The organism is Uliginosibacterium sp. sgz301328 (genome assembly GCF_041807905.1).
Lineage (GTDB): Bacteria > Pseudomonadota > Gammaproteobacteria > Burkholderiales > Rhodocyclaceae > JBGVSA01.
In genome coordinates this window covers 107,703-123,503 of record NZ_JBGVSA010000012.1, presented here as the reverse complement: position 1 = coordinate 123,503, position 15,801 = coordinate 107,703, and the positions used below count along the sequence as shown (strand labels likewise).

11 protein-coding genes and 1 pseudogene are annotated in these 15,801 nt (G+C 63.5%); 4 read left to right on the top strand and 8 right to left on the bottom strand.

The features are described 5' to 3' along the window. The 4 genes from ACDA63_RS11315 to ACDA63_RS11300 form a co-directional block, all read right to left on the bottom strand. Positions 1–2,252, bottom strand: a 2,252-nt coding sequence (locus ACDA63_RS11315) for an Ig-like domain-containing protein (protein ID WP_373663348.1), incomplete at its 3' end; no start/stop codon positions are given. 190 nt (positions 2,253–2,442) lie between these two features. Then, on the bottom strand, positions 2,443–3,675 hold the full coding sequence (locus ACDA63_RS11310; RefSeq protein WP_373663347.1) for an HlyD family type I secretion periplasmic adaptor subunit: 1,233 nt from the start codon (positions 3,673–3,675) through the stop codon (positions 2,443–2,445). 89 nt (positions 3,676–3,764) lie between these two features. Then, the gene (locus ACDA63_RS11305; protein WP_373663346.1) at positions 3,765–5,873 is read right to left on the bottom strand and encodes a type I secretion system permease/ATPase; all 2,109 of its coding nucleotides are present in this window, start codon (positions 5,871–5,873) and stop codon (positions 3,765–3,767) included. Beyond that, the gene (locus tag ACDA63_RS11300; protein WP_373663345.1) at positions 5,870–7,396 is read right to left on the bottom strand and encodes a TolC family outer membrane protein; all 1,527 of its coding nucleotides are present in this window, start codon (positions 7,394–7,396) and stop codon (positions 5,870–5,872) included. Before ACDA63_RS11300 ends, ACDA63_RS11305 begins: the two co-directional genes overlap by 4 nt. Before the next feature lie 1,219 nt (positions 7,397–8,615). On the opposite strand from ACDA63_RS11300, the pseudogene ACDA63_RS11295 reads away from it, so the two are divergent. The 3 genes and pseudogenes from ACDA63_RS11295 to ACDA63_RS11285 form a co-directional block, all read left to right on the top strand. Then, positions 8,616–8,735 (top strand): annotated as a pseudogene (locus ACDA63_RS11295) (ESPR-type extended signal peptide-containing protein); the annotation flags it as partial. Between the two features lie 18 nt (positions 8,736–8,753). After that, positions 8,754–8,879, top strand: coding sequence for a hypothetical protein (locus ACDA63_RS11290; RefSeq protein ID WP_373663349.1), 126 nt, complete (start codon positions 8,754–8,756; stop codon positions 8,877–8,879). 134 nt (positions 8,880–9,013) lie between these two features. After that, on the top strand, positions 9,014–10,072 hold the full coding sequence (locus ACDA63_RS11285; protein WP_373663344.1) for a hypothetical protein: 1,059 nt from the start codon (positions 9,014–9,016) through the stop codon (positions 10,070–10,072). A 25-nt stretch (positions 10,073–10,097) separates the two neighbouring features. Here ACDA63_RS11285 and hypF read toward each other — a convergent pair whose 3' ends face one another. Continuing rightward, a complete protein-coding gene (gene hypF, locus ACDA63_RS11280) occupies positions 10,098–12,368 on the bottom strand; it encodes a carbamoyltransferase HypF (RefSeq protein WP_373663343.1) in 2,271 nt (756 codons plus the stop codon). A gap of 217 nt (positions 12,369–12,585) precedes the next feature. On the opposite strand from hypF, the gene ACDA63_RS11275 reads away from it, so the two are divergent. Then, positions 12,586–13,305, top strand: coding sequence for a HupE/UreJ family protein (locus ACDA63_RS11275; protein ID WP_373663342.1), 720 nt, complete (start codon positions 12,586–12,588; stop codon positions 13,303–13,305). A 49-nt stretch (positions 13,306–13,354) separates the two neighbouring features. Here the strand turns inward: ACDA63_RS11275 and hypE are convergent, their stop codons facing one another. From hypE to ACDA63_RS11260, 3 genes are read right to left on the bottom strand one after another with little or no spacing between them, the layout of a single operon-like run. Next, positions 13,355–14,398, bottom strand: a complete 1,044-nt coding sequence (gene hypE / locus ACDA63_RS11270) for a hydrogenase expression/formation protein HypE (protein WP_373663341.1) — start codon at positions 14,396–14,398, stop codon at positions 13,355–13,357. A 2-nt stretch (positions 14,399–14,400) separates the two neighbouring features. Beyond that, positions 14,401–15,528, bottom strand: a complete 1,128-nt coding sequence (gene hypD, locus ACDA63_RS11265; protein WP_373663340.1) for a hydrogenase formation protein HypD — start codon at positions 15,526–15,528, stop codon at positions 14,401–14,403. Between the two features lie 10 nt (positions 15,529–15,538). Then, complete coding sequence (locus ACDA63_RS11260; RefSeq protein WP_373663339.1) at positions 15,539–15,793, bottom strand: HypC/HybG/HupF family hydrogenase formation chaperone; 255 nt, start codon at positions 15,791–15,793, stop codon at positions 15,539–15,541. Positions 15,794–15,801: the final 8 nt, after the last annotated feature.

The window sequence follows — 15,801 nt, the reverse complement described above, 5'->3', positions numbered from 1 at the left end:
GGGGCCACCGGCGCACCCGTGTCCTCGTAGCTCACGCTCGTCGGCTCACTGATGTTGTTGGCCGCATCGGTGGCCGTCGCCGTCACGCTACCGTCAGTCTGCGGCACCGTGGTCGTCACGCTGTAGTTGCCGTCGGCATCGGCCGTGGTCGTGGCCGTGCTGTTGTCCGGATAGGTCACCGTTACGGTGCTCCCCGGCTCAGCCGTGCCCGACACCGTCAGACCACCGTCTTCGTTGGCCGTCACGTTCACCACCGGTGCTACCGGCGCGCCCGTATCGGTGTAGTCCAGTACCGCCGGCTCACTGATGTTGTTGGCCGCATCGGTGGCCGTGGCCGTCACCTCGCCACTGGTCTGCGGCACCGTGGTCGTCACGCTGTAGTTGCCATCCGCGTCGGCTGTCGTCGAAGCGGTGCTGCCATCCGGGTAGGTCACCGTCACCTTGCTGCCCGGCTCGACCGTGCCCGACACCGTCAGACCACCGTCTTCGTTGGCCGTCACGTTGACCACCGGGGCTACCGGCGCACCGGAGTCCGTGTAGCTCACTTCCGTCGGCTCACTGGTGTTGCCCGCCACGTCGGTGGCGGTCACATCCACTGTGCCCGTGGTCTGCGGCACATCGGTCGTCACGCTGTAGTTGCCGTCGGCATCGGCTGTCGTCGTGGCCGTGCTGCCATCCGGGTAGGTCACCGTCACCGTGCTGCCCGGCTCCGCCGTGCCCGACACCGTCAGGCCACCATCCTCATTGGCCGTCACATCCACTACGGGTGCCAAAGGCGCACCTGTGTCGGTATACGTCACATCCGTCGGTGCACTGGTGTTGCCCGCAGCGTCTGTCGCCGTTGCCTCAACCACGCCCGTGGTCTGCACCGTGTCCGAAGAGGTGGCGTAATTGCCCGAAGCATCCGCCGTCGTCGTGCTCGTCGTACCGTCGGGGTAGGTCACCGTTACGGTGCTACCCGGCTCAGCGGTACCTGATACCGTCACCGTCCCGTCCGGATTCGCCGTCACCTCCACCACGGGTGCCAGAGGGGCTCCCGTATCGGCGTAGCTCACTTCCGTCGGCTCACTGGTGTTGCCCGCCTCGTCGGTGACGGTCACTGTCACCTCGCCGCTGGTCTGCGGCACGTCGGTCGTCACGCTGTAGTTGCCATCGGCATCCGCCGTGGTCGTGGCCGTGCTGCCATCCGGATAGGTCACTGTCACCGTGCTGCCCGGCTCGGCCGTGCCCGAGACCGTCAGGCCACCGTCCTCGTTGGCCTCCACGTCCACGACCGGCGCCAGGGGGGCACCCGTGTCCGTGTAGTCCAGTACCGTCGGCTCGCTGGTGTTGCCCGCCTCGTCGGTGACGGTCACTGTCACCTCGCCGCTGGTCTGCGGCACGTCGGTCGTCACGCTGTAGTTGCCATCGGCATCGGCCGTGGTCGTGGCCGTGCTGCCATCCGGATAGGTCACTGTCACCGTGCTGCCCGGCTCGGCCGTACCGGAGACCGTGAGGCCGCCATTCTCGTTGGCCGTCACATCCACCACCGGGGCCACCGGCGCGCCGGTGTCGGTGTACGTCACGTTCGTCGGCTCGCTGGCGTTGCCGCTGGCATCGATCGAAATCGCTTCAACAACACCCGAAGTCTGCGGTGCATCGGACTGCGCCGTGTAGTTGCCCGACGCGTCTGCCACCACCGTGGCGGACGTACCGTCCGGGAACGAGACTGCAACGAGCGTACCTGGCGCGGCATGGCCCGATACGGTCAGCGTGCCGTCGGGATTGGCTGCAAGATTCACCGTCGGCGCACTAAGCTTGGTTGCCGCGGGAGCATCATCATCGTCGTCACTGAAAGCGAGCGCCGCGCCACCGGCCGCCGCTCCGGCCCCGCCCAGAATCAATGGCAGGAACGTGTTGTCCGACCCTTCATGCAGTAGCAGCGGCTCGATCGAATCGATCGGGGAGAACATGCCTTCGGAACTCGCGGCGCCGATACCGTCCGTGTCCACCAGCCAAAACGCATGGTTGTCGTCCTGCAGGACCAGGTCGCTTTTCAGATTTCCATCGTGCGCGAAGAACCCATGGATGACGATGACTTCGCCGGTGACGGTGGTCACGATCAGTGAATCGCCATCGCGTGCCAGCGACTTGACCTGATCGCGCCGCATCGGCAACTCCACCACCGACACCGACGTGAGATTGACATCCGTGCCATTCAGCGTCGTCTTCGCATGAGTCTTCTTGTCGACGATCGTAATCTGCTCAGCCATTTTCACTTGTCCTCTTACTGATTTCTATTGATCTTGTTTGCCGATCCACCCTCGGGCCCGGCGCATTTCAAACGGATTTCTTTCACGCTGACGACGACGTGAAGTCCGATCCCGCTGCTGCGGCACATCGAACTCCACGTCGCGCCAGTTCTTTCCATAGAAGGCTTTCGCCAACGAATTGCTCTCGGCTCTACCGCTCCCGCAACGCTTCCCTGCCTCGGTTCAATGGCTTGATCAAGTAATCAAGCACGGTCTTTCGACCGGTGTGGATATCAACGGTGGTGATCATCCCGGGCACAATCGGGAACACCTTGCCCCGCTTGTTCACCAGGTGATCCGCGTCCGTGCGGATATAGACCCGGTAGTAGTAAACATCGCGCTTCACCTCGTCCTGAATCGTGTCCGGAGAGATCATCGTCACCTTCCCGTGCAAGCCTCCATATATTGAATAGTCATATGCCGTCACCTTCACATTCGCGTCCTGCCCCGGATGAATGAACGCCACATCGCGCGGCGAAATGCGTGCCTCCACCAGGAGCTTGTCGTCGAGAGGAACGATCTCCATGAGCTTTCCATTCGGCGCGATGACGCCACCCAGCGTCGTCACGGGGATGTCCTTGACGACGCCTTTGACGGGCGATGTGAAAGTGAGTCGTGTGAGTGAATCCTGGCGGCCGCGCGTCACTGAGCGCTGTGCTTCCACCTCGGCGTTGGCCTTCGCGAGTTCTTCGCGCGCCTTGACGTAGTAGTTGCTGCGCGCGTCGTTGCGCTTGCTTTCCAGATCGGCCACCTGGCGTTTCAGGCGCAACACTTCCACCGGGCTCGCCGCGCCCTGGGCGACCAGGGGTTCGGTCAGCGAAAGCTCCCTGCGCACGAGCGAGAGGCCGTTTTCCAGGTCTCGGACGGTGGTCGCCAGCGCTTGGCGACGCTGGTCGTAGAGCCGGGTTTCACTCCGGACGAGATCCGCGTCCTTGGCAACGTCCGGCGGGAATTTGAGAGGCGTGCCGTTGACCTCTGCGGACAGGCGCGCGGCAGTCGCCTCAGCGGCATACAGCTTGGCCGCGCTCTCCTGCACGACCGCTTCGCTGCGCGTACGATCGAGTTGCGCGATCACCTGACCACGCTCGACGATGTCGCCTTCCTTGGCCAGCATCTCGACGAGGATGCCGCCCTCCTGGGACTGGATCACCTGCTCCTTGGAACTCGGAATGATCTTGCCTGTGCCCGTCGATACTTCATCGAGACTGAAGCACGCGGCCCACACGAGAAACGCTGCAATCAGGCACGCCACGATCCACACGACCGTCGATGCGCGCGGCAGCGGTGCTTCCGTCGGAGAGCCCAGAAACAGGGACGGAGCCGGCGAAGGCCCGCCCGCCGGATTGGGCGCTGCCGCGGTTCCGGACTTGGCTTTCTGGCCCACTGCGCCACGGGGTACCGTCACCACGGCAGCCGGCGTTGGCCGGGATGTCGCATCCGTCTCCGCGGAACGTCTTTCTGTTCCAGTATCAGTCATCGAGACAGTGCTCCAATTACTTTGTCTTTCGGCCCGTCCATGACGACCCGGCCGCCGTCCAGGACGATGATCCGGTCCACCAGCGCCAGGATCGACATCCGATGGGTGGCCACCACGAGCGTGCGCGGGCCCATCCACTTCTTCAGCGACTCGATGACGTGCTGCTCGCTGCCGTCGTCGAAGTTCGACGTAGGCTCGTCCAGCAACAGGATCTGCGGATCGCACAACAGCGTTCGGGTCAGGAGCAGCGCCTGGCGCTGTCCGCCGGAAAGACCCTGTCCCCCTTCCAGGATCACATCGTCCAGGCCGTTCGGACGGGCCTGCACGAATGACAATGCTCCGGTCATTTGCAACGCACCCAGCAACGTATCGTCGCTCGCCATCGGAGCACCCAGTATCAGGTTCTCCCGGATCGTTCCGAAGAACAGGTGCGCACTCTGGGAGAGCATGCCCATGTCCCGACGCACGTCGGCCGGATCGATGAGGCCCAACTCCGTTCCATCCAGCCTGATGCTGCCGGCATCCGGCACATGCAGTCCGGCCAGCATGTTCAGCAGCGTGCTCTTGCCCGCACCGATCCGCCCAAGCAGCGCGATCTTCTCGCCAGCCCTGATCTGCAGCTTCCGTACCTGCAATGCCGGACTCTTGTCATCGCGCCCATACTGGAAGCTCACGCCAGACAGCATGTAGTCGCCCTGTAGCGACGGACGGTGCAACAGGCGATCGTTCTCGGCCTGATCGACAGGCCGTTGCATGAGTTCATCCAGCCCCTTGCGGGCGACCTTTGCCTGCTGCCAGCGGCAGAAGACGCCGGACAACTGCGCCAGGGGCGCGATCATCCGCGACGCGAGAATGGATGTACCGACCAGCGCACCGGTCGTCATGTCGCCTTTCATCACCAGGAAGCTGCCGCAAAGAAGTACCAGTGCATAGACGATTCCCTGCACCTCCTGGGTCCACGAGAGCAGCGTGTTCACCAGGAAGCGCTGACGCATGCTGATGGCCGAGGACACCGCGTTGATCTGGTTCCATTGGTTCTGGAAACGCGGCTCGGCGCGCAGCAGTTTGATGTCCTCGATGCCCTGGACGGCCTCGACCAACAGCGCGTTGCGAAGCGCCGATTCGCGCATGCCTTCGTTGGAAAGGCGTGCAAGCGGCCGCTGCACGAGAATGCCCGGGATCACCAGCAGAGGCACTGCGAGCAACACCACCAGCACCAGTTCGCCGCCCACCAGCCACAACACCACGGTGAACAACAGGAAGAACGGGAGATCCGCCATCGCCCCCACCGTCGTGGAAGTCAGCAGTTCCCTCACTTGTTCGAGTTCGCGGATCTGGGCAATGAACGAGCCCGTCGACTTGGAGCGCGCGCCGTTGCGAATGCGCAGCGCGTGACCGAACACGACGTCGGTCATCTTCAGATCGGCACGCTTGCCCACTACGTCGGATACGTGCGCGCGCGCCAGGCGCAGCGCGAACTCGAACGCTATGGCCAGCATCACGCCGCTGAACAGAACCCAGAGTGTCGGCTCGGACTGCGCTGGAATGACGCGGTCGTAGATCTGGATCGAAAACACCATCCCGGCCAGCGCGAGCATGTTCGCGAACAGCGAAGCGAGCATCACGTCGCCATAGCGACGCCATTCCCTGAGTACGATCGACTTGAACCAGTCAGGCCGGTATGGCTTTACGTATTCGTCGACCCGCGCGTCGGGCACTGTCTGCTGCGGACGGAGGATGGCGACCCGCTTGGCCGTGCCACGGACCTCGTCGAGCGACAGTGCCGTTTCGAGGCCCTGCGCTCCACTCATCAGCACGCCGAACCGGCCTTTCCCATCGGCGCTCTTGACGACAAAGACCGCACCGTCTTCGCGCTCGACCACGACGGGCAATTGCCACGCTTCGAATTTCGTCTCGCGCGGATCGCATAGCCGCAGCGACAGCCCGGCCTGCCTGGCCAGGTGCACCAGCACCTGTTCGGCGGGGGCGTCGTGTTCCCACGCAAGCGCAACCCGCATGCGTTCTTCGAACGCGCCCAGGCCATAGTGGCGCGCGACGGCGACGATGGCGTCGAGCCAGTAGTCGTAGGGGGACGAAGTGCTCATGAGCGCGGCTCCATGCGCGCCACCGCGTCCGCGCTCAATCCGTAGAACTCTCCGCCAGTGCCCGTGGCAGCCACGTACCCGACGAGCGCAAGCCAGTAGTCGTGCCGGACGGCTTCCTCTTCGGACGCTGCCTGGTAGTACTCCTGCTCGGCATTCAGCAGGTCGAGAATCGAACGGGTCCCCAGCTTGTACTGCTCGCGATAGATGTCACGGGCTTCCGAAATACTCTTCTTGCGCGAGTCCATGGTGGGCATCCGCCCCTTGGCGCCCAGCGCCTGCTCGCGATAGCCACGCGCCAGATCGCTGCCGTTGAGACGCGCGACATCTACGCGCGAACGCGCAGCCTCCAGGCCGAACCCGGCGGCCCGCACTTGCGCATTCAACGCCCCACCCCGATACACCGGCCACGAGAGATTGACCATCAGCGACTGGTCCGTTCCATGCCGGGTGTAGGTCGACGCATTCACGCCGGTGAGGTTCTTGTTGAGCGCATAGTCCAGCGAGACGGTGGGCAGACGATTGGCCTCCGCGATGGAAAGCTCGTGCTGGGCCACGAGCGCCTCCGCCTGGGCGACGAGAACTGCCGGCATCAGGCTCGTATCGGGCATTTCCGCCAGTTGGACGCGCCCGGCCTGACCTTCGGGCAACGCCGCGATGTCTCCGTCGAACGGCCCTCCGAGCAACGTGCGCAGGCGCTGACGGGCCTGGTCATATTGGGCCTTGATCTGGATGTGGTTGGTCTCTGCGTTGAGCAGGCGGGTTTCTGCCTGTATCGGGTCCGAGCGCGTGCTGACCCCCGCATTCGCGCGCAGCCGAGACATTTCGTACACCTTCTTCACCGCCTCGACCTGTTGAGTGGCGATGCCAAGCAGTACCTGGTAGCGATGCGCGTTGATCACGGCCTCGGCCGTCTGCTGTTCGATCGATTGCACCTCGAGGAAGGTCGACGCCTGCTGACGCTTGACCTGGGCCTCCGCCTGGTCCACGACGCCCGCGGTCTTGCCGAAGTCGTAGAGCATCTGCGAGATCCTCAGCGACGCCGTGTTGCCCGAACCCGTCGATGTGTACTTGCCGTTACCCAGACCTGCGGTGATCTGCGGGTAGTACGCCGCGCGCGCCACGTCCACCAGTCCAGAGGCCTGTGCCGTTTGCGAAACCGCGTCCGCGATCGCCGGATGGCGCCCCACCGCAATCGACACCGCCGCATTCAAGGTGAGCGGCTCACTGGGGACCGGCGCCGCAATGGCATAGGCCGACTGATCAGGCGTCGACAATTCCCGCGAGAGTCCTTGCGGGGACATCGCGCGCTCCAGGGTGCGCAGTTCGAGCGCGGCCGTTTCGCTGTACTTGGAGGTCGGATTTCCAGGGCCATCCGATGTCGAAGTCGCGCGCGGCGCCTCCGCCATCTTCGCGGGTTTCTCCGCAGCAGCAGCCATCACGGCGAGCGGCGCGGCGCCAGCAGCCATGCAGAACAGCGCAAGCGCTGCCTTGCGCCACTTTTCCGCAGAACTCTCTTGCGCCATTGCCGGTGTGCCGGACCAAGTGCGAGAAGACTCATCCCGGACCACTTGATGTTGCCTGCCCATTCCCTACCTCACTGACTCACCGAAATGTGGCGTGAAATCCCCACGAATATTCGGAAATACAACCAAGAAATCACTACTTCTTGGCCGCGATACTACGAATCAGAGAGGCCAAACAATTGACCTTCGTCAGAGTGGTCTACGGTGTTTTCCAATGCCACGAACACTGCGAGAACATCGGACATCACACAGGCCTGCATCCGGTTAGCACCTAGGACGTATCCGATTTTTTTGCGCACAGAGCGGGGTATTTTGTGCGCAGGGTGGTCGACTCAAACGGGTGACATTGGCCCTTTTGGACGAATCCAATAGAGACGGATCACGCGGCAAAACCGCGTCGTTCGTGGCGCCGAGAGCACCCTGCCGACGAGACATCCAGGAACGGGAGAAGGCAGGAGAGAGGCCACCGCATAGACGCGCAACGACGTATCCCCGCGCAAGCGTCAACCATCGCTCCCGTTGAAGCGCGCTGACCACAGCAAGGCTCGCTGGAACGAGCCCGGCTCTGGCCCTGTCCCCCGCGCGATGAGAAATCGAAACATCGCCGACGCCTACTGGCGACAGGCGCAGAAGGGAGTCCAACCTGCATCACACATCGACACAGACATCGCCCCCGCCTGAGCACATGGAGCATGGCGGCTTGGTATCAGAGACGGATATCGGCCTCGCCAATCTCATGCGCCGTGGCAGAAGTAAGGCGCAAAGCCGGTGAGCTGCAGCCTTGAGCTTTTGGGTATAGCAACCGAGCCCGATGAGCTTCGTGCGCCGCGGTCTTGCGCAAGTTGGTCCATCGCGCCTGCCATGGTTCTGCGTTGTTCGGGCAGCGCAGCGACGATCAAGCGCATTCCAGCTCCGTGATGGTCACGGCGCCGGGCGCATTCCGCGAATTGTTACGTCGCGCTCGCCAGATGCGGGCAAGGTCGACATCAGCATTTTTTCCGATCTATCTGACCCACAAAGCGGATGTGTATTCACACAGAATCGGACCTTGTCGCAGCTATCTGCGCACACAGTCAAATCGCTGCAACGTACTGATTTTAGTCAAATTCCCGGCTCACCCCCTTCATAGCATCTAGCCCCTCGGATGGTGCGCCCCGGATCGCGCAGCAGAATTTTCTTACCCGGCAACTTTTTTGAAATTGTGAATTGAGGCTATTGGATGAGTAAGCAGTATCGAGTCATCTGCAACGGGTCTTCGGGTACGTGGGCGGCCGCCTCCGAGACTTCCAGCGCGCGCAGAAAACGGTCATCACTCATTGCGACTTCGGTTGCGCAGTCATCTGTCGTCGGCCCGGCAATGCTGACGTCATCGGCCCGTACCTGGTCACAGTCGCTGCGCCCGGCGACAGCCAGTGTTCATGAGTGCTCGGGCACCATCACCGAAGGCTTCGGCCATCGCGTCGGTGTGGTGATCGCCTGGTGATCAGGCATGCGATCACCTTCAGCAGATGGGGCGCCTGAAAAGTGCCCCATTTTTTTATCGAGAATTCGTCCCATTCTGCTTGCCACTTTCGTCAGAGGGGGTCTGCAGAACAGGGAAGGCGTACTGGTACCGCCATGCATGACAAGTCACTCTCCCAACTGCTCTCCGCGCTCGATGGACTCCCGTCCGTAGCCGTTGAGGCGATATCCGAAACAGCCGCGCACGAAACACAAGCGGCCTCCCTCGAAATCGCCCTCAAGGTCGAAGACGCCTCCCTGACCCTGAAGGTGTTCCGATGCCAGCACCTGTCTCCAGAGTACGCTCGCCAAGTGGCGGCGCGGCATTGCCCGGTTGACGAAGCCGAGCAGCCGAGTATGCAAACGTTCTTTCTGGCGCGAACCATACCTCCGCCCACAAAGCGATTGCTGGAGGCTTTGCGCGCCGGATACTACACATCGAAGGGCGAGTTCTTCTTTCCGGTTCCACAGGGCCATGCCTACATGCTGAGGCCCGTGCCGCAAGTCCATGAGCACTCCATGCGGCTGTTTGCAGGGCGACGAAGAGATCTCCTGCACACCTTGCTGTGCTATCACGTTGGCGCGAGTTTCCGCACGAAGGACATTGCGACGCAGGCGGGTGTCAGCAGGACAACCACCTCGGCAACATTGCACGAACTGGAGCGGCTCAGGCTGGCCGAACCGCAGGGCAGCAACTCCGCAGTGAAATGGCGCTTGCAGGCGCCAGGAAAACTCCTCGACCTGTGGTCCAGCCTGATCAGGCAGCCTCCGCGAAAAGTCCACGAATACGCGCTCCCGATACTGGACTATGGGATCAGGCTCCAGACTGTGGCCGCCATTTTCGACAAGCACCAGGTACGGTACGTCGTGTGTCACGAATCGGCTGCACAAACGTACCTGTCGTCCGGCGAGGAAGTCTCCGAGATTCGCGTCCGCGTCGCACCCGACGTGAACGTCTACAGGGCTCTTGCCGAGCTGGACGCCGCCTCAACGAAAAATGCGCAGCCGAACCTGCTTGTCGCTGAAGCGGAGTCCGACGGGATTCTTCAACACCGGCGGAGGGTGAACGGAATTTGGCTGACGAGCCCGGTCCAGACGTATATCGATCTGAGTCAGGGAGTGCCCCGGCACACAGAGTTGGCGGACGCCCTGCGCCGCGAACACATCGGGTGCTGAACCGCCTGCACCTAATGCAGGCAGATCACGACGCGCGCAGGACGTGTCCCCAGCGATGCGCCGAGAGTTGCCCCAGCGCGATGCCGCCGTCATTCGAAGGCACCTGTTGAGGCCAATAGGCGTCGAGGCCCTGCTCCCCCAGGAGTGCGATGCAGCGCGCAAGCAGGAGGCGGTTCTGGAAACACCCGCCGGCCAGGGCAACGCGCTGTACCTTGGCCCGCGAAGCAAACGCTGCCAGCGTCCGCGCAAGCGTCTCGTGAAAACGCGCGGCAATCCTGCCGATGTCGACGTTGTGGGCCAGATCGTCGAGCAGTGCGGCGATTGCTGGGCGCCAGTCGATTTCGCTGTCATCGAGTATCACGGGATAGGCACGATCCGGCGTGCCGCCACGCTCGGCCAAAAACTGCAGCTGCATGGCGGCGTCACCCTCGAAAGCGTTGGACTGACGCAAACCCAGCAGGCTGGCGACGGCATCGAACAGCCGCCCGACGCTGCTTGTCTGTGGCGAATTGAGACCGCGTTCGAGCATACGCTGCAGAACCGTCATCTCGTGTGCCGCAAACGCTGCCGCCACCTGAGCGCGGCCAAATGCAGCCACACCTTCAAGCGCGTACAGGCAACCGAGCGCGGCGCGACGCGGCTCTTGCGACGCCCGCTCTCCGCCCGGCAGTGGAAAGGGCCGAATGCCGCCGATGCGCGTGATGGCGCGCGCTTCAACGAGGAAAAACTCGCCGCCCCACAGGGCTCCATCCTCGCCAAGCCCGAGCCCGTCCCAGGCAACTCCCAGCAATGGCGCCGCAAGGCGATGTTCCGCGATCACAGCATGCACGTGCGCGTGGTGGTGCAATACGCGTGACAGCGGCAGGCCGGCGGCCAGCGCGAGCGTCTCGCCGAATCGGCTGCTCGCATAGTCGGGATGAGCATCAACGATGATGTGTCTGGCATCGCTCCCGCACAGCCGCAGAAGATCGCCGGCAGCCTGCTCATGCTGCAATCGCGTTGAGGCGTCGTCCAGGTCGCCATTGTGGGCACCGATCACCGCCACCGGCCCGAGCCCGATCGCGACGGTGTTCTTTTGATGCGCCCCGAGTGCGAGTACGCCGCCCTCGCCTTCGAATGGCAAGGTCAGTGGCACGAAGCCACGCGCGCGGCGCAAAAGCTGCGGCGCTCCGGCCACGATCTGCGCGAGCGAATCGTCGAGCCGCGCGGCAATGCGGCGGTCGTGCGTCAGCAGGCAATCCGCGATGCCGGCCAGATCAAGCAGCGCCTCGGCATCGTTGATCGCAATCGGCTGCCCCGAACGGTTTCCGCTCGTCGCCACCAACGGACCGCCAAAAGCATCGAGCAATCGCGAATGCAGCCCGCTCGTCGGCAACATCACACCGCATCGGGGCGAATCCGGCGCGACCGGCGGCGCGACAAAACCGGGCGCGCAATCGAGCAGCACGATGGGCCCCGACGGGCTCGCAAGCAAGGTGAGTTCTTCTGGCTTTATGGATTCGCTGCCCAGTGCGCCGAGGCCCGCGACCATCACGGCGAACGGCTTCTTCGGCCTGGCTTTTCTTTCGCGCAGCCGCTGCACGGCGGATTCGTTGCGGGCATCGACGAGCAATTGGAAGCCGCCAATGCCCTTGAGCCCGACGACGCCGCCCGTGCGCAAGACAGCAATCGCAGCGTCGAGAGCGGCATCTCCGTCTGCTTTCGCTTGACCGTCCATGCCGAGCAGGGTGAGTCGAGGACCGCAGCGCGGACATGTGATGGTCTGCGCGTGGAATCGACGATCGGCCGGATTTTCGTATTCGGCGAGACAGTCCGGACAAAGCGGAAAATCAGCGAGCGTCGTGCGATCGCGATCGAAAGGCAGCGCCTCCACGATCGAATGGCGCGGTCCGCACTCCGCACAACTGATGAATGGATAGCCGTAACGCCGATTTGCCGGATCGCGCATTTCAGCGATGCAGGCCGGGCACGTGACCGTGTCCGGCAAGAGTGTCGGGACGATGCTGTCGGCGACGAGGCTTTGGACAATCCTGAAACCTGCCTCATCGCGCAAAGGCACGGCCTCATGGTGCACGCGGTCTATTCGCGAAGGCAGCGGCTTGTCGGCGACGATCCGCGCAGAGAAGGTCTCCAGTGCCGTCGGATCGCCTTCGACCTCGATCACCACACCATTGGCACGGTTTGCCACCCAGCCGGACAATCCAAGGTCGTTCGCGAGCCGCGCGACGAACGGCCGAAAGCCTACGCCCTGGACCACGCCTTCGAGTTCGAAACGGAATCGGACAAACGCACGCAAGGACTCATCCCCCATAGCGCGGATCATACGTGACCCGGGCATCGCGACATGCGTGCATGCCGCTTCGAGCTGGCCACGGCCCGCTCGGGCCGAACGACTGTCGAACTGTCAGCGCCCTCGCCCACGTCGTCGTCAGTTGTGACGAAAAGTGCGGGATCGCTATCGGCACAAAACCGCAAACCCTTGTAAATGAGCGCGTCTCGCGACCTGCACGCGCATGGCATGGAATCTGCATTCGATGCGCAACAATCGGCTCGATGACGTATCGGCTGGCAATCTCGCCACCTGCTGGTCGCATCTCGACTGCCGATATACGGCCGACCCACAGATTAGCCTGGAGATCCAGATGAACATCCGCAAGCACCTATTGCTCGCTTTGACGCTGAGCCTGCCCGGCATCGCCCTGGCTCATACGGGGACCGACGGCGGCGCGCATCACCTGACGGGCCTGGTCGCTGGGGTCGTGCATCCCTTCACTGGCCTGGACCACCTGTCTGCGATGATCGCCGTCGGCATCTGGAGTGCCATGACTGCACGCCGCATCTGGGTAGCGCCGATCTCGTTTGCGGGCCTGTTGCTGGTCGGAGCCGTGGCGGGCATGGCAGGTGCAACGCTGCCGGCCGTCGAGCCGATGATTGCGGCTTCGCTGCTGGTGCTCGGCTTGCTCACGGCCATGCGTGTAAAGATGCCCACGGCCATGGCGGCCTCGCTTGTCGGGATGTTCGCCGTCTTTCATGGTCTGGCCCACGGCGCCGAATTGGGCATCACTGGGCAAGCCACGGCGACGCTGGCCGGCATGGTATTCAGCACCTTGCTGCTTCACTGCGTCGGCCTCGTCGCCGGCCGCATGCTCATGCGGACCCACGCATGGTGGAGTTGTGTCCTCGGTGGAGGCGTGGCGCTGCTGGGGACGAGTCTTCTCGTGGGGTCGATGTGAACGACCCCTGCCCCGTTCGCTGTCGATGTGCCGACGGCGAATGGCGGCATCAACAGATCCGCGGCAGTTGCTCTCCTGTCAGCCAGTCGACCATGCGGCGTCCGCCGAAGGCCGTTTCCATCTGAACGAAGCATCGCTCGTCGATCTGCGCGTAGCCGATGAGCGACGCATCGCGCCCGAGCGGGTGGGCGTGCATGGCGTCGAGCACGCGCGGAGCATCTTCCGGCGCGCACGCGGCAACGAGCTTGCCTTCATTGGCGACGTAGAGCGGGTCCAGTCCAAGCAGTTCGCATGACGCGGTGACTTCGGGGCGCACGGGTATTGCGCTTTCCCGCACATGGATTCCGCACCCCGCGGCCTGCGCGAATTCATTGAGCACGGCCGCCAGTCCGCCTCGCGTCGGGTCGCGCAATGCGCGCACGCCGGGAACGGCCGCTAGGATGGCGTCGACCAGTCCGTTCAACGCCGCGCTGTCGGAGCGCAGTTCGGATTCGAAGGACAGGCTCTCGCGTTGCGACATGATCGCCATACCGTGGTCACCGAGCGTACCGGAAACGATGATCGCGTCTCCCGGGCGGATGTTTGCCGGGTCCAGCGTCACGCCCGGCACGGCCACGCCGACGCCCGTCGTGTTGATGAATACGCCGTCGCACTTGCCGCGTTCGACCACCTTGGTATCGCCCGTGACAATGGCCACGCCGGCCGCACGGGCCGCCTCCGCCATCGACACGACAATGCGTTCGAGGTCCGCGAGCGGAAAGCCTTCTTCGAGGATGAAGGCCGCCGACAGCCACAGCGGACGCCCGCCAGCCACCGCGACGTCATTGACCGTGCCGTGCACGGCCAGACTGCCAATGTCGCCGCCCGGAAAGAACAACGGCGAGACGACGTGGCAATCCGTCGCCATGACGATCCGCCCCGCATCGGGCGGCAGCGACAGACATGCGCCATCGTTTTGCGCCCGAAGCCACGGGTTATCGAAATGGCGCAGGAAAAGCTGCTCGATGAGTTGTGCCATGGAACGGCCGCCAGCGCCGTGGCCGAGGTCGACCCGACCGTGACGCAAATCGAGAGCGCGCGAATGAGTTGCCATGGTCAGTTCGGTGAAGTGATTGCAGTCACAGCATGGCGACCGTAGGTGTAGTGCGCCGCGCAGGCGCCCTCTGAGGACACCATGCATGCGCCGATCGGGTGATCGGGCGTGCAGGCGGTGCCGAATACGCGGCAGTCGGCCGGGCGCTTGAGTCCTCGCAGGATGGAAGCGCATTCGCAGGCCTTCGGATCGGCGACGCTGCGATAGCCGACCGCAAAGCGCCGTTCAGCGTCGAAGTCGGCAAAGTCATCCGCGATGCGCAGTGCGCTGGCCGGGATCTCGCCCAGGCCGCGCCACTCGAAGGTCTCTCGAAGCGAAAATACCTTGGCCATCATCGCCTGCGCCTTGACGTTGCCGTCGCGTGTCACCGCACGCTGAAACTGGTTTTCGACGGCCACGCGGCCGTCATTGAGCTGGCGCACCAGCATCAATATGGACTGCATGACATCGAGCGGCTCGAAGCCGGAAATCGCCACGGGGCAGCCGGATTCGGAAACGAATTTCTCGTAGGGCCGGGAGCCGATCACCGTACTCACGTGGGCCGGCCCAATCAGCCCGTCCAACGCGGCGTCGCTCTCTGACTCCAGAATGTGCGACATCGCCGGAGGCGTGAGCACGTGGTTGCAGAACACGCTGAAATTGCGCACGCCCATTGCGGCGGCCTGCATGACGACCGCGGCCGTCATCGGCGTTGTCGTCTCGAAGCCGATGGCAAAGAAGACGACTTCGCGCGAGGGATTGTCCTGTGCGATGCGCAGCGCATCGGCGCACGAATAAACCATGCGCACATCGGCCCCGGCAGCACGGACGTGTTGCAGCGAGACGCCTTTCGACGCCGGCACGCGCAGCGTATCGGCGTACGAACAGAGGATCACGTTGTGCTCGCGCGCCAATGCAATGGCGGCATCGATTCGCCCGATCGGCAGCACGCACACGGGGCAGCCGGGGCCATGGATCAGTTGTACCGACGAAGGCAGCAGATCGGCGATGCCGTAGCGGGATATGGCATGCGTGTGCCCTCCGCAGAACTCCATCAGGCGATAGGTCCGCCCGGGTCTCGCCTCGGCCGTTATCGTCTGCGCCAGGCCGCGCGCCAGTGTGCCATCGCGAAATTCGTCGACGTATTTCATTGACGTGTTCTCAAGCCAGCGGCGGCGTCAGCAGCGATTCGTCTTCGCTCACGGCCGCCATGTCGGCCAGCGTGGCAAGCGTCTGCTCGGCTTCCTGCGGATCGATGCGCCCGATGGCGAAGCCGACGTGCACGATGACGTAATCGCCCACGCACACCCCATCGAGCAGCGACAGCGAAATCTCTTTCTTCACGCCGCCGAGTTCCACGCACGCGCGCTCGTCAGGCAGAAGTTCGATCACACGAGCGGGAATGGCCAGGCACATTTCGCGGT

Bases quoted from the DNA above. Each gene is read 5' to 3' on its own strand.
- ACDA63_RS11260 (WP_373663339.1), bottom strand. From the start codon at position 15,793: ATGTGCCTGGCCATTCCCGCTCGTGTGATCGAACTTCTGCCTGACGAG.
- ACDA63_RS11275 (WP_373663342.1), top strand. From the start codon at position 12,586: ATGGCATGGAATCTGCATTCGATGCGCAACAATCGGCTCGATGACGTA.
- hypE (WP_373663341.1), bottom strand. From the start codon at position 14,398: ATGGCAACTCATTCGCGCGCTCTCGATTTGCGTCACGGTCGGGTCGAC.
- ACDA63_RS11300 (WP_373663345.1), bottom strand. From the start codon at position 7,396: ATGGCGCAAGAGAGTTCTGCGGAAAAGTGGCGCAAGGCAGCGCTTGCG.
- ACDA63_RS11290 (WP_373663349.1), top strand. From the start codon at position 8,754: ATGCTGACGTCATCGGCCCGTACCTGGTCACAGTCGCTGCGCCCGGCG.
- ACDA63_RS11305 (WP_373663346.1), bottom strand. From the start codon at position 5,873: ATGAGCACTTCGTCCCCCTACGACTACTGGCTCGACGCCATCGTCGCC.
- ACDA63_RS11285 (WP_373663344.1), top strand. From the start codon at position 9,014: ATGCATGACAAGTCACTCTCCCAACTGCTCTCCGCGCTCGATGGACTC.
- hypD (WP_373663340.1), bottom strand. From the start codon at position 15,528: ATGAAATACGTCGACGAATTTCGCGATGGCACACTGGCGCGCGGCCTG.